The sequence below is a fragment of the Nostoc favosum CHAB5714 genome (genome assembly GCF_020829495.1).
Taxonomy (GTDB): domain Bacteria; phylum Cyanobacteriota; class Cyanobacteriia; order Cyanobacteriales; family Nostocaceae; genus Nostoc; species Nostoc favosum.
The window spans coordinates 1-17,073 of sequence record NZ_JAIVFQ010000122.1 but is presented as its reverse complement, the minus strand read 5'-3'; the positions used below and the strand labels follow the sequence as shown (position 1 = coordinate 17,073).

At 44.6% G+C, this 17,073-nt stretch carries 21 protein-coding genes and 2 pseudogenes; 11 read left to right on the top strand and 12 right to left on the bottom strand.

Annotated features, from left to right (window positions below; all coding sequences use genetic code 11):
- Nucleotides 1-286: pseudogene (locus LC586_RS35585) on the bottom strand (transposase); the annotation flags it as partial.
- On the opposite strand from LC586_RS35585, the gene LC586_RS42185 reads away from it, so the two are divergent.
- Nucleotides 285-407, top strand: a complete 123-nt coding sequence (locus LC586_RS42185) for a helix-turn-helix domain-containing protein (protein ID WP_369010550.1) — start codon at nucleotides 285-287, stop codon at nucleotides 405-407. The pseudogene LC586_RS35585 and the gene LC586_RS42185 sit on opposite strands and share 2 nt — an antisense overlap.
- Nucleotides 408-629: 222 nt before the next feature.
- Here LC586_RS42185 and LC586_RS41295 read toward each other — a convergent pair whose 3' ends face one another.
- Nucleotides 630-839, bottom strand: coding sequence for a hypothetical protein (locus LC586_RS41295; RefSeq protein WP_438822956.1), 210 nt, complete (start codon nucleotides 837-839; stop codon nucleotides 630-632).
- A gap of 108 nt (nucleotides 840-947) precedes the next feature.
- The gene (locus tag LC586_RS41290; RefSeq protein WP_306423323.1) at nucleotides 948-1,082 is read right to left on the bottom strand and encodes a protein-tyrosine phosphatase family protein; all 135 of its coding nucleotides are present in this window, start codon (nucleotides 1,080-1,082) and stop codon (nucleotides 948-950) included.
- Between the two features lie 141 nt (nucleotides 1,083-1,223).
- On the opposite strand from LC586_RS41290, the gene LC586_RS35570 reads away from it, so the two are divergent.
- Nucleotides 1,224-2,435, top strand: a complete 1,212-nt coding sequence (locus LC586_RS35570) for a chromate transporter (RefSeq protein ID WP_229490200.1) — start codon at nucleotides 1,224-1,226, stop codon at nucleotides 2,433-2,435.
- 574 nt (nucleotides 2,436-3,009) lie between these two features.
- Here LC586_RS35570 and LC586_RS35565 read toward each other — a convergent pair.
- The 6 genes from LC586_RS35565 to pheS form a co-directional block, all read right to left on the bottom strand.
- The gene (locus LC586_RS35565) at nucleotides 3,010-3,351 is read right to left on the bottom strand and encodes a DUF4926 domain-containing protein (RefSeq protein WP_229490199.1); all 342 of its coding nucleotides are present in this window, start codon (nucleotides 3,349-3,351) and stop codon (nucleotides 3,010-3,012) included.
- Nucleotides 3,348-3,680, bottom strand: coding sequence for a DUF6883 domain-containing protein (locus LC586_RS35560; protein WP_229490198.1), 333 nt, complete (start codon nucleotides 3,678-3,680; stop codon nucleotides 3,348-3,350). The genes LC586_RS35565 and LC586_RS35560 overlap by 4 nt, the downstream gene beginning before the upstream one ends.
- A 43-nt stretch (nucleotides 3,681-3,723) precedes the next feature.
- A complete protein-coding gene (locus tag LC586_RS35555; protein ID WP_229490197.1) occupies nucleotides 3,724-4,341 on the bottom strand; it encodes a Uma2 family endonuclease in 618 nt (205 codons plus the stop codon).
- A gap of 36 nt (nucleotides 4,342-4,377) precedes the next feature.
- A complete protein-coding gene (locus LC586_RS35550; protein ID WP_229490196.1) occupies nucleotides 4,378-4,704 on the bottom strand; it encodes a BrnA antitoxin family protein in 327 nt (108 codons plus the stop codon).
- Nucleotides 4,667-4,942: a BrnT family toxin gene (locus LC586_RS35545; RefSeq protein ID WP_229490195.1), complete on the bottom strand. Its 276-nt coding sequence runs from the start codon at nucleotides 4,940-4,942 to the stop codon at nucleotides 4,667-4,669. Before LC586_RS35545 ends, LC586_RS35550 begins: the two co-directional genes overlap by 38 nt.
- Nucleotides 4,943-5,146: 204 nt before the next feature.
- Complete coding sequence (gene pheS, locus LC586_RS35540) at nucleotides 5,147-6,139, bottom strand: phenylalanine--tRNA ligase subunit alpha (RefSeq protein ID WP_229490194.1); 993 nt, start codon at nucleotides 6,137-6,139, stop codon at nucleotides 5,147-5,149.
- A gap of 236 nt (nucleotides 6,140-6,375) precedes the next feature.
- On the opposite strand from pheS, the gene surE reads away from it, so the two are divergent.
- The 3 genes from surE to LC586_RS35525 all read left to right on the top strand — a co-directional run bounded on the left by surE (nucleotide 6,376) and on the right by LC586_RS35525 (nucleotide 9,958).
- A complete protein-coding gene (gene surE, locus LC586_RS35535; protein ID WP_229490202.1) occupies nucleotides 6,376-7,173 on the top strand; it encodes a 5'/3'-nucleotidase SurE in 798 nt (265 codons plus the stop codon).
- A 287-nt stretch (nucleotides 7,174-7,460) separates the two neighbouring features.
- Nucleotides 7,461-8,357, top strand: a complete 897-nt coding sequence (locus LC586_RS35530) for an MBL fold metallo-hydrolase (RefSeq protein WP_229490193.1) — start codon at nucleotides 7,461-7,463, stop codon at nucleotides 8,355-8,357.
- 521 nt (nucleotides 8,358-8,878) lie between these two features.
- Complete coding sequence (locus LC586_RS35525) at nucleotides 8,879-9,958, top strand: bifunctional riboflavin kinase/FAD synthetase (RefSeq protein WP_229490192.1); 1,080 nt, start codon at nucleotides 8,879-8,881, stop codon at nucleotides 9,956-9,958.
- 45 nt (nucleotides 9,959-10,003) lie between these two features.
- Here LC586_RS35525 and LC586_RS35520 read toward each other — a convergent pair whose 3' ends face one another.
- Nucleotides 10,004-10,126 carry a histidine kinase gene (locus LC586_RS35520; RefSeq protein WP_229490191.1) on the bottom strand — a complete coding sequence of 41 codons (123 nt, stop codon included), beginning with the start codon at nucleotides 10,124-10,126 and terminating at the stop codon, nucleotides 10,004-10,006.
- 12 nt (nucleotides 10,127-10,138) lie between these two features.
- Here LC586_RS35520 and LC586_RS35515 point away from each other — a divergent pair, with 12 nt between their 5' ends.
- The 6 genes from LC586_RS35515 to secA all read left to right on the top strand — a co-directional run bounded on the left by LC586_RS35515 (nucleotide 10,139) and on the right by secA (nucleotide 16,060).
- Nucleotides 10,139-11,047, top strand: a complete 909-nt coding sequence (locus LC586_RS35515; RefSeq protein ID WP_229490190.1) for an AAA family ATPase — start codon at nucleotides 10,139-10,141, stop codon at nucleotides 11,045-11,047.
- Nucleotides 11,048-11,094: 47 nt separating this feature from the next.
- Entirely contained in the window at nucleotides 11,095-11,460 is a 366-nt protein-coding gene (locus LC586_RS35510; RefSeq protein WP_229490189.1) for a hypothetical protein, read from the top strand.
- A 123-nt stretch (nucleotides 11,461-11,583) separates the two neighbouring features.
- A complete protein-coding gene (locus LC586_RS35505) occupies nucleotides 11,584-11,841 on the top strand; it encodes a type II toxin-antitoxin system RelN family antitoxin (protein ID WP_229490188.1) in 258 nt (85 codons plus the stop codon).
- Nucleotides 11,831-12,217 carry a type II toxin-antitoxin system RelE family toxin gene (locus LC586_RS35500; protein WP_229490187.1) on the top strand — a complete coding sequence of 129 codons (387 nt, stop codon included), beginning with the start codon at nucleotides 11,831-11,833 and terminating at the stop codon, nucleotides 12,215-12,217. Before LC586_RS35505 ends, LC586_RS35500 begins: the two co-directional genes overlap by 11 nt.
- A 148-nt stretch (nucleotides 12,218-12,365) precedes the next feature.
- Nucleotides 12,366-12,959, top strand: a complete 594-nt coding sequence (locus LC586_RS35495; RefSeq protein ID WP_229490186.1) for a diheme cytochrome c — start codon at nucleotides 12,366-12,368, stop codon at nucleotides 12,957-12,959.
- 308 nt (nucleotides 12,960-13,267) lie between these two features.
- Nucleotides 13,268-16,060 carry a preprotein translocase subunit SecA gene (gene secA / locus LC586_RS35490; protein ID WP_229490185.1) on the top strand — a complete coding sequence of 931 codons (2,793 nt, stop codon included), beginning with the start codon at nucleotides 13,268-13,270 and terminating at the stop codon, nucleotides 16,058-16,060.
- A gap of 144 nt (nucleotides 16,061-16,204) precedes the next feature.
- On the opposite strand, the pseudogene LC586_RS35485 reads toward secA, so the two are convergent.
- Together LC586_RS35485 and LC586_RS35475 are read right to left on the bottom strand one after the other, a co-directional pair.
- Nucleotides 16,205-16,477, bottom strand: a pseudogene (locus LC586_RS35485) (IS1634 family transposase); the annotation flags it as partial.
- 72 nt (nucleotides 16,478-16,549) lie between these two features.
- Nucleotides 16,550-16,891 (bottom strand): transposase, encoded by a 342-nt coding sequence (locus tag LC586_RS35475; protein ID WP_309143427.1) that lies wholly within the window; start codon nucleotides 16,889-16,891, stop codon nucleotides 16,550-16,552.
- Nucleotides 16,892-17,073: the final 182 nt, after the last annotated feature.

The following is a 17,073-nucleotide window of genomic DNA, read 5'->3' as shown; positions in this document are numbered from 1 at the left end:
TCTTCTTTAAGCCCGATAATATCTGCTCTTTATCTGATTCAGAATTGTTTTTTTCTGCCTCTCTTTTTGGCTTTTTTCTCTGGTTGTCTAGTTCAGTATTTACTTGTTTCATTACATGAAATCTATCGGCAACTACCTGTGCATTTGGCATTAATTATTCCACAAGGTTTTTGTAAGGAATCCACAAATCTATGCTGACTTCTTCAATCTGTAACAAAACTTATGTACCCCATCTAGCAAGGACTTCGGCTATTTTTTCTTTTCGGCGATCGCTTTGCGCCTCAATGCCCACGGATGGAATGTACCGTACTATTGCAGAGTATTTAGGTTGGGCACAACAGACGGTAAGGCAGACAATTAAACGCTGGCAATGTCAAGGTTTAGGCCTTTTTTCTACCTCTCTATAGCCCTCAAATGAATCGCATTGAAGACGAATGGTTGCATCTCAAGCGTGATGAGCAAGACGTCCGAGTTTTTGAGGATGAATATGAATTAGCGTAGGCGTAGCCCGCCGCAGGCATCGCTATTATGGATGGTATAAATAATAGAGCCAAGCAAGGTCAGTATCAAGTTGAGCGTTTTACGTTTAATTAAGTTGACCTACTTCCTAACTCAGAACTTAACACTATTCAAGAGAGGCTTTCTAAAAACTGCTTGAAATGAGGTTGCTCTGGGTTGATATCAAGTTCTTTTGCTCTTGCTAAAACCTGTTCACGGTTCAGCTTTTGTTGAATTGCAAAGGCAATGAGTGCTAAGGCGCTGGCTCGTCCACCTGCACCACAATGAAAATATACAGGAGTCGGCAATTCTTCTAGTTCTCTGAGAACTTTTGCAGTCAAGTTATCGTTAGCTTGGGTTGACTTGAGTGGAACATTGACATATTCAAGACCTACGGCTTGGGCATGTTGCTGTTCGTCTTCTAACGCTCCAGTTTCATCAAGCGATGTCTAACGACAAGCCGCTCCGCGTCTACGCAGATTCACCACAGACTTATATCCTTGATCGGCAAGCTGTTTTAGTGTCTCTGGCGTTGGCTGTCCACCTGCCGAAAACTCATCGCTCACCTTCTTGACATCACTCATATATACCCCGTAATCTCGATTGTATTACCGTACTTACTGGTTAAAAGCATATTATCACAAATGAATTTCTAAGTATATAGATTTCCGCTATCGAATTTCGATATCTTAATTCTGTCATCATCATTAATCAGGAAAACTATAGTGACGCAAGAAGCTGAGAATATCCAGAAAGAGCAAGAAGTAGTTTCCTATAAGGCTTTGACTCCCAGACAACAGAAGCAGCGATTAACAGAACTGGCAACGGTGTTTTTACGACTAGGGACGATCGCTTTTGGTGGCCCTGCTGCCCACATCGCCATGATGGACAATGAAGTGGTGAATCGCCGTCAGTGGATGAGCCGGGAAAAACTGCTAGATTTGCTGGGGATTACGAATTTGATTCCAGGCCCCAACTCGACGGAATTAGCCATTCACATTGGCTACGAACGAGCCGGATGGCGTGGTTTACTGGTTGCGGGTAGCTGCTTTATTCTACCTGCGATGTTGATAGTTTGGGCATTAGCCGCCATTTATGCTCGCTATCAAACAGTCCCCGAAGTCGAATGGCTGCTCTATGGAATTAAACCTGTAATAATTGCGATCGTGATTCAGGCTGTGTGGAATCTGGGGAAAAAGGCAGCTAAAGACGTGCCGACGATCATTGCAGGGATGGTAGGAATCGCAGCATATTTAGCTGGATTCAACGAAATTTTGGTGCTGATTTTACTAGGTATCGCTGTCATGCTACTAAAGAATTGGCAAGCTAGAGGACACACAAGCGGAGCATTCCTGTTACCTATTTCAGGTATTCTGGCGCAGGTTGGTAGTACAACAGCAGTTACATCAGTCAGTTGGATTAGCGTCTTTGCCTTCTTTCTCAAAATTGGATGTGTTCTCTATGGGAGTGGTTATGTGTTGCTGGCATTTCTGCAACGGGATTTGGTCGAGCGCCACCAGTGGCTGACATCACAACAGCTTTTAGATGCCGTAGCGATCGGGCAGTTTACACCGGGGCCTGTTTTTACCACCGCAACATTTATTGGGTATTTGCTAGCAGGAAATGCTGGGGCAATTGCTGCTACAATTGGCATTTTCTTGCCAGCTTTTGTGCTGGTTTGGGTGGTTAATCCTTGGGTTCCTAAGTTACGCCAATCTTCCTGGGCAAGTGGATTTCTGGATGGTGTGAATGCGGCTTCTCTCGGATTAATGGCAGGAGTAGCTTACACATTAGGACGAGCTGCGCTAGTGGATTGGTTAACAATTATCGTAGCAATTGTGAGTGCGATCGCTGTGTTCCAATTCAAAATCAATTCTGCCTGGTTAGTACTGGCAGGAGGAGCGATCGGATTTGCTTCACACATATTATTAGGTTAAAGATAGCGATAAAAAAGTGCTTATAAACTTTTTGTTGATGAGTGGCTTTTAAATTTTTACTTTTGCCTTGTTCGGTAATTATCTGACTTTCCAAGCTGGGTGTATTGCTTGCTCAAGCTTGGAGTAATTGCTGTGCGGTTAATTAACCTGAGTTCGGGTTAAGCCAGAAGCTAAAAAGCTTATTCTGTAAGGATTGAGCAAAACTCTAAGTGATAAAGGAAGCGATTAAAGTGTAATCACAATACTGCTCGGGTTTTGGTGCATAGTCATTGGAGATCCCCCTTAGTCCCCCGATAAATTGGGGAAAATAAGACATTTTGAGCAAGCCAATTTATCGGGGGTTGGGGGGATCGACTCAAAACCTACGCAGTATTGAGTGTAATCATTTTGTCAATAAGGCTCACAAATAAGTCTAATATCAACAATATGGCTTATTGAGAATAGATTAAAACAGAGCTTCAGATCGAACAATGATAAATCAAGGGTTTTGAGGATTTCTTATCCCGAACTCAGGTTAATTAGTAAATATTGAAAAATGGTAGATGCGATCGCTGATGATTTTCTCGCCAAATACTTAAGTGGAAGATTTTAACCTACTCTGATGCTCAGACTCTTCTTTTTGCAACAGAAAATCGAGATAATCTTGTAATTGTAACAGCCTCGCTCCAGATAGCTGGCGTAACTTGGTTAAAATCATTTCTTCTTGCTGCCACTGGGCAGTGGGGATAATTTGAGATGCTGGTACTTCGATCGTCACATGGGGCAAATCAAACCCTTCCAGACTATACCCGTCCTCTTCCCCTTCAGGCATGGGGTAATGTTCCACAATTGTTGCAACATTTCCTCGCTTCAGGTTGTATTCTGGTAAGTCCTGCGCTAAGGCAACTTGAGAGAATAAGGGGTACTGTACCTTCATGAGTTGGCTCCTTGATCTGGCACTAAGGTAACAAATTTGGTTGTAGCGTTTGCAACCATCCAAATGGTTAAAATATTGAGTTCAACGCCATTAATCCCTCGCAGACACGCACGAATGGCATACTTCTGACCATAGCGAGTTGTTTCGATCTCCTCGGCAGGTTGCGTTAAAATTTGAGCGCGTAGATCCCGTTCCAGTTGTTGCCAGTTTTCTAGTGTGTATCCAGCCCTAGCAAGAAATTTAGATTTATCGTCTTTTGGCAACGGCACAAGCAGATACTTGGTTAGCTTTTCTTCAACGATTATTGCATCCTGCGGTAAAAAGGCCATCGGCTCATGGCATGAATTTTGGGTAGGATTTATTGACTACATTTTACTCTGGGACGCTGATCGTCTGCGTATTTGAGATATTGCTTTCTCCAGCATTAAGTACTTGCTCTGCGGTTAGCTGTAACTCTGGGAAAATAGTAGAAGCGATCGCTGTATTTCCTGCAAATCTAGTTTCTTCATAAAACCCGTCAACTAATATCAGTACGGTAACTGCATTTATTTGGGGGTCAACAATCCAATATTTAGCAATTCCTCTTGCGGCATACTCGGAACGTTTGTAGCGGTAGTCCCGATCTTCGTTACCTTTGCCAGGAGAAACAACTTCGACAACTAATGCTGGAGGTGGCATATCCAAGGTGATTGTGGATCGTGTTGCGCCTTCTAAAGCTGTTGCAAGTTCATCCGTCAGCACAACTAAGTCAGGAATGCGAGTTGTCGCACGAGAACCAGCAACAACAATTTCAACTTTGTTACTCAACCGATTAACCGGGACGAACTTGAGGAAATTGACCAGCAAAAAGAGAGATATCTGGACATTTTTTGGACTTTCGGGTGGCATTGCAACTAACTCACCTGCCACTAGTTCATACTGGCTATCCGTGCGATCGTCAAACTTCAAATATTCCTCAAGCGTTAAACGTTTGCCAGTGATTGCGGTCATATCGCGTAAAGGGAAGTTGCGTACTGATACTTTACTTCAATCTGGTATGTTCTCGTTGACTTCTGAAACTGGCAAATCCACTGTTTTTGCTAGGATATACTCTGTCAATGCCTGATTAATTAGCACTTGATACCCCTGCTCACCTGCCTTTGACTTGAAGTATTCCACGATGAAAGCATCTAGGAGGATATCGATATGCCGTTGACTCCGTTCAACAGGTTTTCCCCCAACCCGCAACACTGCTTGCTTCATCTGTTCTTCAGTCACTTCTGGAATTTCAGAAAGATCAATGTCCTCATCTTGCATTGCCTCAATCCTTTCCCAATCAGTTTGAGAGGCTTTGAAAGAAAATGAATTGCTCACGTTTAGTTCCCTCCCTCATCGAAATGACACGAATTTCATCCCCAACTTCTGTATGGGCAATTACCACCACTCGCCCGCGCAATAGTCCCAGTGTAATAAAGCGCTGTTCTCCATAAGCATAACGCTCATCTTCAAACGTGAATGTTGCACCTTCAAAAACCTGAGAAGCATCTACGAAATCAAACCCGTGTTTGCCCAAATTTGATTGCCGCTTATTTTCATCCCAACTGAACCGCATGAGCTAACTAATTTAGAACCACAGATAATACAATTCGTAAATTCCTATTAAAAAAATCAAATTTAATTTGGAAAGCCAGATTAAATATGTAGTCTTCTTTTTAAGAATTGGTATCATTTCTCAGTATTTATCTGTGGTTATATTTTCATCCAATTGACTTTTGCAAATTTAGTAAACGCCTGATTATTTAAAGCGATCGCTTCCCTAAAATTGCTGCAAAAATCGCAAATCACTAGCATATAACCGACGAATATCATCGATTTGGTGTAACACCATTGCAAAGCGTTCTACACCAAAACCGGCAGCGAATCCTGTATAAACTTCTGGGTCATAACCCACAGACTTAAGTACATTTGGATCGACCATACCGCAGCCCATCACCTCCAGCCAGCGCCCATTCCACTGCAAATCTACCTCAGCAGAAGGTTCAGTAAAGGGGAAATAACTGGCGCGGAAGCGAATTGGCAAATCGCCAAATATTGCTTGTAAAAATACCTTAATTGTGCCTTTGAGGTCTGTAAAAGTTAGTCCCTCATCAATGGCTAAAAGTTCTATTTGATGGAAAACTGCTGAGTGAGTCGCATCTACATTATCTCGCCGATAAACTCGCCCTGGAGCCACAACCCGAATCGGTGGTTCTTCTCTTTCCATGTAACGAATTTGCACTGACGAGGTATGAGTCCGCAAAAGATTACCATCTGGCAGGTAGAAGGTATCCTGCATATCACGGGCGGGGTGGTCAGGCGGGGTATTAAGAGCCTCGAAATTATAGTAATCTGTTTCCATCTCTGGTCCTTGAGCCACGGTGTAGCCCATACCGACAAAAATATCCAGTGCCCGGTCAATAATTCCATTGAGGGGATGAATGCGACCTTGGGGGCTGTAAATTCCCGGCATAGTAACATCGAGAGTTTCAGCCTCTAGCAAAGCTTGAATTTGTGCAGCTTCTAAGGCAGCACGTTGCTGGTCTAGACTAGTTTGCAAGGATTCTTTGACTGTATTGGCGATCGCTCCAATTTTTGGTCGTTCCTCTGCGCTCATCTGCCCCATACTTCGCAGCAGTGCCCCCAGTTCCCCTTTTTTACCCAGATAGTTAACTCTGAGTTCCTCCAGACGTTCTAGGGTGTCGGCGGCTGCGATCGCTTTTTCTCCTTCCTGCCGCAGTGCTAAAAGTTGAGCTTCTAAATTGCTAGTCATTAGTTATTAGTCATTGGTCATTAGTCATTAGTCATTAGTCTATAGTCAAAAGCTGTGAACTGCTCGATAAATCAACTTACCGAGGCTTGGGTATTGGGCAACTTGTCTTAAAGGTAGGCAAACTTTCGCCACAGTGTATTAGTGAGTATAAATGTTTTTTTGCTACTTGTGACCTCAGACATTGACAAATGGCTAATAACAAATAACAAATAACTAATGACTAACGACTAATGACTATGAAATTACTAATTAGCAACGATGACGGCATTTTTGCCTTGGGGATTCGTACACTAGCCAACTACTTGGCAGAGGCAGGTCATGATGTGAGTGTAGTTTGCCCAGATCGAGAGCGATCGGCAACTGGACACGGATTAACTCTACACCAACCGATTCGTGCCGAAATTGTTGAAGAGATTTTTCATCCTGCTATCAAAGCTTGGGCTTGCGATGGTACGCCTTCAGATTGCGTCAAATTGGCGCTGTGGGCTTTGCTAGATACTCCCCCCGATTTGGTTCTCTCTGGCATTAATCAAGGTGCGAATTTGGGAACTGAAATCTTGTATTCCGGCACTGTTTCGGCGGCAATGGAAGGTTTAATTGAAGGCATTCCTAGTGTAGCGCTGAGTCTTATTAGTCACACATCTAAAGACTTTCAACCTGCTGCTAAGTTTGCCAAAATTCTCGTAGACCAGTTAGCCCAAAAACCGCTGCCAGATTTAATGTTGCTCAACGTCAATATTCCTGCCCTTAAGTGGGAAGAAATTGCCGGAGTTACTCTTACCCGTCAAGGAGTGCGGCGTTACATTGATGTGTTTGATAAACGAGTTGATCCTCGTGGAAAGACGTACTACTGGTTAACCGGAGAGGTAATTGAGGATGTGGAACCCCCAACCGGATTAAATCTGCCTCAAAATGTACCGTTAGATGTGCATGTTGTACGTAAAAATTACATCAGTATCACTCCGTTACAATACAATCTTACTTACGCAGATGGGCTAAATAAATTATCTGAATGGGAATTCAATTTTCGGTGAATCATTTGATTTATCAGGATAAAACTAGAATTATTTAAATGCATCAGAGAAAAATGTAGGCTATAACGTAGGGGCACTCTTGAAATAACCGATACACATCCACCCAAAAAACTAGAAATTTCTACTTGATAGTATCTCATTCACATTTACACAATCAGCCAGAAACAGGGTATGCTGTTTTACCAAGAAATCCTTCCTCTAGCAGAATCGGTGAGACAGCATAAACTTAGACAAAATAAGTAGCAATTTTTCCACTTATCGCCCGCTCAGTCCAGCAAGCAACACACATGTCTAGGATAGAGAATCAATTTACCGTACAATTTTGGGGCGTTCGCGGCAGCATCCCCAGCCCAGGGCCACACACCGTTCGTTACGGCGGTAATACCCCTTGCATATCAATGCAAGCGGGCGATAAACGCTTAGTTTTCGATGCTGGCACGGGACTACATGTTTTGGGGCAATCTTTGTTGCGCCAAATGCCGTTAGAAGCTCATATATTTTTTACCCATTCTCACTGGGATCACATGCAGGGTTTTCCCTTCTTTACCCCAGGATTTGTGAAGGGGAATGACTTTCATATTTACGGCGCGATCGCACCTGATGGTTCTACCATAGAACAGCGCCTCAATGACCAGATGTTGCACCCGAACTTTCCCGTACCCTTGCAAATTATGCAAGCCAATTTAAGTTTCTACGACATTCGACCGGGGCAACCAATCCACATTGATGACGTTACCGTAGAAACCGCACCTTTAAACCATCCAGGTGAAGCTATAGGATACCGCGTCAACTGGCGTGGTGGGGCTGCTGCTTATATCACTGATACCGAACATTTTCCTGACCGACTCGATGATAATGTGCTGTGGCTAGCTCGTAATGCTGACATTCTGGTTTACGATTCCACTTACACAGACGAGGAATACTACTCCCCCAAATCCCCAAAAATTGGCTGGGGACATTCTACCTGGCAAGAAGCAGTGAAAGTGGCACAAGCAGCTAACGTCAAAACTCTGGTGATTTACCACCACGACCCAGCGCACGATGACGACTTTCTGGATAGTGTAGGCAAACAAGCAGCTGCAAAATTTCCTGGGGCTATCATGGCACGGGAAGGATTGGTACTTCAGATTCCCACCTCAGTGGTCTTATCAGAATCTTTTCCTGTTAGTAAGTTTTCTACCTAAAGATTGCGATCGGAGGAATTGGAGATTTTAGATTAGATTGGTGATCAGAAGCTTTCAGCGTGAGAGCGTACCTGTTGGCTGCACGGTGAGACAGCGTTGCCCAGAGTTGTCACGCCAACCATAGGATAAGGGCAACAACAGGAGGACATACTTTATAGATTCACCAACACAGCCCAGAAACCCACAGAAGCCTCTCTTGCGGCTGAGCGGAGGGTAAAACCTTCGTTGCCGTCTCAACAAGGAACTAGAGCCTTTTTAGCTCTGGTATTTGGGGTTATCTGGACTTAGTAATTAGCTGTCAAGCTAATAGCACAAAATACCACCTTGGGCAACTCCCCGTGGGTTAGGCTTTTGGCTGATAGCTAAAAGGGGTAGCATCAACACCCTGGCTGATCGCACAAGACCTTATGGGCAGTTGGTGAAAGTTCAGACCGTGTACAAAAGCTGTCCTCCTCAAGGCGGTTTACCATAAGGTAGCTTCCTGCTGATAGCTAAAATAAACCTAAAATCTCAGAATCCACGTGCTAAATTTGTCTAAAAATGGGTGTTCTGTGTGGGTTGCTTCTTCAAGCGTTGGGCTGCTAACGCCGACTGCTGTTGCCCTTGGCAAGTTTGATGGCGTTCATCTTGGTCATCAAAGGGTAATTCAACCAGTCTTGCACGCTGGTGCCAACTTATCAGTAGCCAGTAGTCCGCAGTCAAAGGAAAATCAACAACTAGCAAATCAAGAATATATTTACTCAACAGTTGTCACCTTTGACCCCCATCCACAGGAATTTTTTACGGGGCAGCCCCGGACTTTGTTAACGCCACTGGATGAAAAAGTCCAACAATTGCGATCGCTTGGGGTAGAACAACTGGTATTACTACCCTTTGACAAAGAATTATCTGCTTTGACCCCTGAAGAATTCGTTGAAAAAATTCTTGTGCAACAACTGCGATGCCAGCAAATTAGCATCGGGCAGGATTTTTGTTTTGGCGAAAAGCGCAGTGGTACTGCTAAAGATTTGCAATTAATCGCCGCCAAGCACAATATCCCCGTTACCATCGTTCCCTTACAAACTTATACAGGTAACTCGCTCACCGAAAGCAGTTGCGTCAGTACTACTCCGACTCAGGATGCCCGCATTAGCACTTCATTAATTCGCCAAACCCTTGAGCAAGGTGACATCGAAAATGCAAATCTCCTACTAGGACGCCCCTACACTCTCCTTGGTGTTGTCGTTCAAGGTCAACAATTGGGCAGAACAATTGGCTTTCCCACCGCCAACCTGCAACTACCAAAAGAAAAGTTTTTGCCTCGTCAAGGAGTCTATGCTGTCCGCATTTTCACTCTCAGTGAAACATCAGATGTCGCTCCTAATGAAAGCTTAGGCGTAATGAATATCGGTAACCGCCCAACTGTAAATGGTACTTATTCATCTGTGGAAGTACATCTGTTCGATTGGTCTGGTGATTTGTATGGCAAAAAACTGGCTGTAGAACTAGTGAAATTTTTGCGCCCTGAACAAAAATTTGCTTCTCTAGAAGCCCTGAAAACACAAATTCAACTTGACTGCGTTGTTGCTAAAGAAGTTTTGAGTGCTAAAGCGCAAAGTTAAAAGTTAGGAGTTAGGAGTTAGGAGTTCTGAGTGGGAACAATGTATTTAGGGAAATTGGGCATGGGGCATTGAGCATTGGGCATTGGGCATTGTGAAAACTTTTCCCTCATCTCCCTCATCTCCCTCATCTCCCTCATCTCCCTCATCCCCCCACTCCCCACTCCCCACTCCCTGCACCGCATGAGAGAAAAAATTGACGCTTTAACACAAAATCTGGCTCTTACCATCGTTGGCAAAGCTGAGGCAATACGTTTAGTGCTAGTAGCCTTGCTAGGTGGTGGTCATGCCCTGCTAGAAGATGTCCCTGGTGTTGGTAAAACCCTACTCGCTAAATCTCTAGCTCGTTCACTGGATGGTAAGTTTCAACGGCTACAATGTACCCCCGATTTACTACCAACTGATATTACTGGCACTAACATCTGGAACCCAAAAAGCGGCGAATTTACTTTTCTTCCTGGGCCAATTTTTACCAATATCCTCCTAGCTGACGAAATTAACCGCGCTACACCCCGCACTCAGTCAGCTTTACTGGAAGTCATGGAAGAACATCAGGTAACAGTCGATGGTGTCTCTCGTGCAGTTCCTCAGCCCTTTTTTGTCATTGCTACTCAAAACCCTATTGAGTATCAAGGTACTTTTCCGCTACCGGAAGCACAAATGGATCGGTTCATGTTGTCGCTGAGTTTGGGCTATCCTTCCGAGACAGAAGAACTCCAAATGCTACAAAATCTCCAAAATGGTGTGAAGGTTGCTGATTTGCAGCCTTGTATTACCTTGGCAGAAGTACAGGAATTGCGTTACCTCTGCTCTCAAGTAAAAGTGGCAACCTCCTTGCAACAGTACATCCTCGAATTGGTGCGAGTAACACGGCAAGATGAGGAAATAGCCCTTGGTGTTAGTCCGCGTGGCACATTAGCATTACAACGGGCTGCCCAAGCGCTAGCTTTTCTATTAGGGCGTGATTATGCTATTCCTGATGATGTGAAATTTCTCGTCCCTCATGTTCTTTGCCATCGCCTCATCCCAAGAGGAGGACGGAATGCAAGAACTGTTGTTGAGCGATTATTGCGATCGGTTTCTATTCCTTAAAGATAACTGTTGCTTCTAAGCTTTTAACTAATTGTTTTCTCTTGAAAATGCTACTAACAGAACCTGAAATTAAACAAGTTCTAGACCAAGCTCAAGCTGCTTTTCCCAACTTGAGTAACTGGGAATACAATAATGAAAAAAATGGGGAGTATTTTGGCTTTTCTATGTGGGGAGAGTTTATTCATAATCCCGATGAGCTAATGCCACGATGTTTTTTTATCACACTCGATACTTATGAAGATAAGTGGCAAGGATGTTTAAGCATAGGGCAACACAGCTATCTTTGGTCAAGTGCTGATGTCGGTGATGCCCACTTGCTAGATACAGAACCAAGTGAATCTTTAGAAGAGGCAATTACTGTACTGAAAGCAAAAATGGTAGAACTGTTGGCAGCTTTTTCGGTCGTTGTCTAAAAGAGGCAGTTATGAGCAACTCAAGCCACTGCTCATAACTGCCTTTCCTTTACGGAGATTCGTCCTAATGCACCTAAAATCCTTCAAATGTTAGGATCTCCTACAAAATCAGGTAGACAACAAATGAAAGCGATCGAAGTTACCGGCAGGATTGACTCTCAGGGAAACCTAGTTTTGGATGAGCCGATTCAGGGAACGACTTATCCTCATCAGGTTCGGGTGATTGTGTTGGTTCCAGAACAGGCAGAAGCAGAAGAGGTTGATCCTGACGATACACCCGTTGAGGAGATTAAAGCCAGCTTGAGGAGAGCCTTGCAGCAAGCAAAAGCTGGGCAACGCCTACCATTATCCGAAATGTGGGAGGGAATCGATGCCGAATGAGCAGCCATCGGTATTAATCGATTTAACTCCTGAATATAAACAAAACTTGCGCTACCTTTCTAAGAGATTTCGCAATATCCGCTCTGATGTTCAACCGATTATCGAGCAATTACAACAGGGGAACATTGTTGGCGATGCCTACGGCGGGCTACGCCTACGCATTGCAGGCATTGGTGAAGAGTATATTGTATACAAGGCGAGAGTTCGCAATAGTAGTATCCAAAAAGGTAAGAGTGCTGGATACCGATTGATTTATCAAGTTGAATCACCTACAAGTATTTTGCTACTAACGATTTATTCCAAATCTGACCGAGAAGATATTGGTGCAAATGAAATCCGAGATATTCTGACTGATTTTTCTAGTGAGTCAGGTTAAGACTGCTAAGAGATTTTTCCTTGCAATATTGAGATATGTACAGACGCAGAAGGGCTTGCCAATAGCATTGCTATGTTGCTACTGACAACGCTGGGTAAGTCCTATGATTAGCAAAAGCGCCACTTCTAAATATCTGGGAATGTGAGGAATGTCAATTTTTGTTAAGCGCAAAATCCGCGATCGCGAAAATCGCCCGCCAAAGAGCGATCGCCAAGTACTACAGCAAAGCGCCGAACGCCAATTCAAACGCCAATTTTTCGGTTTACTTCTGGTAATTGTAACCTGGAGCCTAGCTATGGGTTGGCTTCTAGCCTTGGCAACTAATGCCCAAGGTGCTACTCCTACCGCCGAAATTGGCACTGTTGACGTAGTGCCTGCACAGTACCAATTAGGGCAAGAACTGTATTTGGAAAACTGCTCCACATGCCACATCGGCTTACCACCAGCCGTTTTACCCACCCAAACTTGGAAAAATCTCCTGCAAGACTCGCAGCACTACGGCGCACAACTAAAGCCTTTAGTCGATCCACCGCGCATCTTGGTGTGGAAATATCTTTCGACTTTCTCCCGTGTTCAGCGAGACGACGAAGAAACACCATATCGCCTTAATGACTCGCGTTATTTCAAAGCTTTGCATCCAGGAGTTAAGTTACCACGTCCCGTCCAGCTTGGCAGCTGTGTCAGCTGTCATCAAGGCGCTAGTGATTACAATTTCCGCCGCCTGACAGCAGAATGGGAGTAAGGAGTTAGGAGTTAGAAGTGAGGAGTTGAAAAATTCATAACTCCTAACTCCTAACTCCTAACTCTATTCCCCCACTCCTTCTCTGGCCCCATCTGAGGGCAAAATGATACTATGAAGAAAGACTAAATAATCAGATAAGAGTTAAAACCAATCATTTAGTAAACTGATTGCCTCGTTTTTCTCCTGTTTTTGAGTTAATTCTCATTTGACACCCATCCACAACCAAGAAGGTTGGGTTGGGTTAAATGTTTATAATCAATGCCAAACCTTTAATCCCCATCCCCCTTGATTCAGTTCTATAATCTGCCATGCTAAAACTTTTGTTGGGCGACCCCAACGCTCGTAAGCTTAAAAAATACCAACCTTCTGTTACTGAAATTAACCTTCTAGAGGAAGAAATTAAGGCTCTTTCCGATGAGGAGTTAAAAGGTAAAACCGTCGAATTTAAACAACGGTTTGCCAAAGGCGAAACTCTGGATGACCTATTGCCCGAAGCTTACGCCGTTGTCCGAGAAGCAGGACGGCGAGTCTTGGGCTTACGGCACTTTGATGTTCAACTCCTTGGCGGTATCATTTTGCATGTAGGGCAAATTGCCGAAATGAAAACCGGTGAGGGTAAAACGCTTGTAGCAACCTTACCGAGTTATTTAAATGGCCTTACTGGTAAAGGTGTACACGTCGTCACTGTGAACGATTACCTAGCTCGTCGGGATGCTGAATGGATGGGACAGGTGCATCGCTTCTTGGGGCTGAGTGTGGGGCTAATCCAGTCAACCATGACTCCCAGTGAACGCCAGAAAAACTATGATTGCGATATCACTTATGTCACCAACAGCGAGGTAGGGTTTGACTACTTGCGGGATAACATGGCGACATCAATGGCAGATGTGGTGCAACGCCCGTTCAATTATTGCGTGATTGACGAGGTAGACTCGATTTTAATTGATGAGGCGCGGACACCGCTAATTATTTCTGGGCAGGTGGAAAGACCTACAGAAAAGTATCTGCAAGCAGCTGAAATCGCATTCACACTCAAAAAAGACGAGCATTATGATGTGGATGAAAAAGCTCGTAACGTGCTTTTGACAGATGAAGGATTTGCGGAATCGGAAAATCTTTTGGGAGTCACAGATTTATTTGACCCAGAAGATCCTTGGGCGCACTTCATTTTCAATGCGATTAAAGCCAAAGAACTTTTTCTCAAGGATGTAAATTACATCGTCCGCAATGGCGAAGTGGTAATTGTGGATGAATTTACCGGTCGGGTGCTACCCGGACGGCGTTGGAGTGATGGATTACACCAGGCGATTGAAGCCAAAGAACACGTAGATATTCAGCCAGAAACTCAAACTCTAGCGACAATTACTTATCAGAATCTGTTCTTGCTGTATCCAAAACTCGGTGGAATGACTGGAACGGCAAAAACAGAAGAACCAGAATTTGAAAAAATTTACAAATTGGAAGTTGCGGTAATTCCCACCAACCGCGATCGCAGACGCGAAGATTTGTCTGATATGGTCTTTAAGACAGAACCGGGCAAGTGGGGTGCGATCGCTAGAGAATGTGCCGAAATGCACGAACTCGGCAGACCTGTATTAGTAGGAACCACTAGTGTAGAAAAGTCCGAACTTCTGAGTCGGCTGCTGAAGGAATTGGCGATTCCCCACGAATTACTCAACGCCCGACCAGAAAACGTCGAGCGTGAGGCGGAAATCGTCGCCCAAGCTGGACGGAAAGGTGCTGTAACCATTGCTACTAACATGGCTGGTAGAGGTACAGATATCATTCTGGGTGGGAACTCCGAATACATGGCACGTCTGAAGCTGCGGGAATACTTCATGCCCCGGATCGTCATGCCAGAAGATGAAGATAGCTTTGGCGTTCAAAGACCAGCCGGATTACCCACAGGACATGGTGGTGGTCAAGGCTTTGTCCCTGGTAAAAAAGTCAAAACTTGGCGGGCTTCGCCAGAAATTTTCCCCACCCAGTTGACAAAAGAAACAGAAAAACTACTCAAAGATGCAGTAGAAATTGCGGTGCGTGAGTATGGCGATCGCAGTTTACCGGAATTGGAAGCTGAAGAAAAGGTCGCTGTAGCCGCAGAAAAAGCTCCCATCGATGACCCTGTAATTCAGAAACTGCGGGAAGCTTACAACCGCGTTAAGCAGGAATATGAACAATTTACTACCCGCGAACATGATGAGGTAGTGGGAATTGGTGGTTTGCACGTAATTGGTACAGAACGCCACGAATCGCGGCGGATTGATAACCAGTTGCGCGGACGTGCAGGAAGACAAGGCGACCCAGGAACCACGAGATTTTTCCTCAGTTTAGAGGATAACCTACTGCGGATTTTTGGTGGCGATCGCGTTGCTGGGTTAATGAATGCCTTCCAAGTGGAAGAAGATATGCCCATCGAATCTGGGATGCTCACCCGCAGTTTGGAAGGCGCACAGAAAAAAGTTGAAACCTACTACTACGACATCCGTAAGCAGGTGTTTGAGTATGACGAGGTGATGAACAATCAACGTCGTGCTATTTACGCTGAACGTCGCCGGGTATTAGAAGGTCAAGATTTGAAAGAACAGGTAATCAAGTACGCCGAAAAAACGATGGATGACATCGTTGACTACTATATCAACGTAGACTTGCCCTCGGAAGAGTGGGAGTTAGAAAAGCTGGTTGAGAAAGTTAAAGAATTCGTCTATCTGCTAGCGGATTTGCAGCCAAATCAATTAGAGGATATGACAGTCAGCGAGATTAAAGCCTTCCTCCATGAACAGGTGCGAATTGCTTACGACCTCAAAGAAGCGCAGATTGACCAAGTTCAACCCGGACTGATGCGCCAAGCAGAACGCTTCTTTATCTTGCAACGCATTGATACTCTGTGGCGGGAACACCTGCAACAAATGGATGCCTTGCGCGAATCGGTAGGATTACGTGGTTACGGTCAAAAAGACCCACTAATTGAGTATAAGAGCGAGGGTTACGAATTGTTCTTGGATATGATGGTTAACATTCGCCGAGACGTTGTGTACTCGTTGTTCATGTTCCAGCCGCAGCCTCAGCAGATGATGCAGGCTTCGTCTGAGATGGTGTAGGAAGTTAGAGAAAATATCTCACACAAAGGCGCTAAGAGGCAAAGTTCTCTTAGCGCTTTCGCGTTTTGATGCATCGTTGAAAAGAGGAGCATTTCCAGCCAGAGGCTCTTAACGAGGTTTTAAAACCCAGATTCCGCAGGTTTCTCAGGTAAGTAAATAATATTTTCGGCAAGGGGCACCGAGAAACTGAAGAATCCAACGTCGTTCATCCGTAAGATTGGCAATTTGTTTAACGTTGGCGATCGTTACTAGATGAATCGACATAAAACACTGAAACACCCAACGCATAGTGGGAGTGGCAGTAGGCTTATCCACCTGATTGTGGATGGTCTGTTTAGCTGAATCCAGAGCTTGACGCAGTGCCCTTTGTCCCAGAGAATAAACTAATAGGCACAGACCCATGACCATCGCTAGGGCGTGTTTTCAAACTACAACCACAAAAGAATGGAGGCGATCGTAATCATAGCTGTATAATTTGCAGCCAGCTTTTCATAGCGAGTAGCGATACGTCGAAATTGCAAGAGTTATGTTGATAGCGCGTTCGACAACGTTGCGTTGACGGTAAATTTCAAAGGCTTTAGGACCGCGACGTGGTTCATTGGAAAGTCGTGGAATTGTCATCCGGATACCACGGCGACGCAGGTAATTACGGATGCGACGACCTGTGTAACCTTTGTCTGCGACTAATCGTAAAGGACGTAAACGTGGACGACCACGCCCAGAACGCTTGACTGCTCCTTGTTCCATCAATTGTTCTAGAAAAATTGACTCGTTTCTTTGACCTGGGCTGAGAATAAAAGTTATTGGTTTACCTTTACCCTCACAGCGAATGTGTATTTTCGTACTGAAGCCACTCGCGTGTTCGACCTAGTTTCTCGTCTTCTTTACCCCCTTTTTTCCACCAGCGGCGTGCTGATGGGCGCGTATCACTGTTCCATCAACGTAATGAATCTCCCAATCGAGCTTTCCTTGAGAGTCTGCAAGCGCTTGTAAGCGCTCTAAGATTTGGTTCC

Bases quoted from the DNA above. Each gene is read 5' to 3' on its own strand.
- LC586_RS42185 (WP_369010550.1), top strand. From the start codon at position 285: ATGCCCACGGATGGAATGTACCGTACTATTGCAGAGTATTTAGGTTGG.
- LC586_RS41290 (WP_306423323.1), bottom strand. From the start codon at position 1,082: ATGAGTGATGTCAAGAAGGTGAGCGATGAGTTTTCGGCAGGTGGACAG.
- LC586_RS35565 (WP_229490199.1), bottom strand. From the start codon at position 3,351: ATGAAGGTACAGTACCCCTTATTCTCTCAAGTTGCCTTAGCGCAGGAC.
- LC586_RS35560 (WP_229490198.1), bottom strand. From the start codon at position 3,680: ATGGCCTTTTTACCGCAGGATGCAATAATCGTTGAAGAAAAGCTAACC.
- LC586_RS35555 (WP_229490197.1), bottom strand. From the start codon at position 4,341: ATGACCGCAATCACTGGCAAACGTTTAACGCTTGAGGAATATTTGAAG.
- LC586_RS35545 (WP_229490195.1), bottom strand. From the start codon at position 4,942: ATGCGGTTCAGTTGGGATGAAAATAAGCGGCAATCAAATTTGGGCAAA.
- pheS (WP_229490194.1), bottom strand. From the start codon at position 6,139: ATGACTAGCAATTTAGAAGCTCAACTTTTAGCACTGCGGCAGGAAGGA.
- surE (WP_229490202.1), top strand. From the start codon at position 6,376: ATGAAATTACTAATTAGCAACGATGACGGCATTTTTGCCTTGGGGATT.
- LC586_RS35530 (WP_229490193.1), top strand. From the start codon at position 7,461: ATGTCTAGGATAGAGAATCAATTTACCGTACAATTTTGGGGCGTTCGC.
- LC586_RS35515 (WP_229490190.1), top strand. From the start codon at position 10,139: ATGAGAGAAAAAATTGACGCTTTAACACAAAATCTGGCTCTTACCATC.
- LC586_RS35510 (WP_229490189.1), top strand. From the start codon at position 11,095: ATGCTACTAACAGAACCTGAAATTAAACAAGTTCTAGACCAAGCTCAA.
- LC586_RS35505 (WP_229490188.1), top strand. From the start codon at position 11,584: ATGAAAGCGATCGAAGTTACCGGCAGGATTGACTCTCAGGGAAACCTA.
- LC586_RS35500 (WP_229490187.1), top strand. From the start codon at position 11,831: ATGCCGAATGAGCAGCCATCGGTATTAATCGATTTAACTCCTGAATAT.
- LC586_RS35495 (WP_229490186.1), top strand. From the start codon at position 12,366: ATGTCAATTTTTGTTAAGCGCAAAATCCGCGATCGCGAAAATCGCCCG.
- secA (WP_229490185.1), top strand. From the start codon at position 13,268: ATGCTAAAACTTTTGTTGGGCGACCCCAACGCTCGTAAGCTTAAAAAA.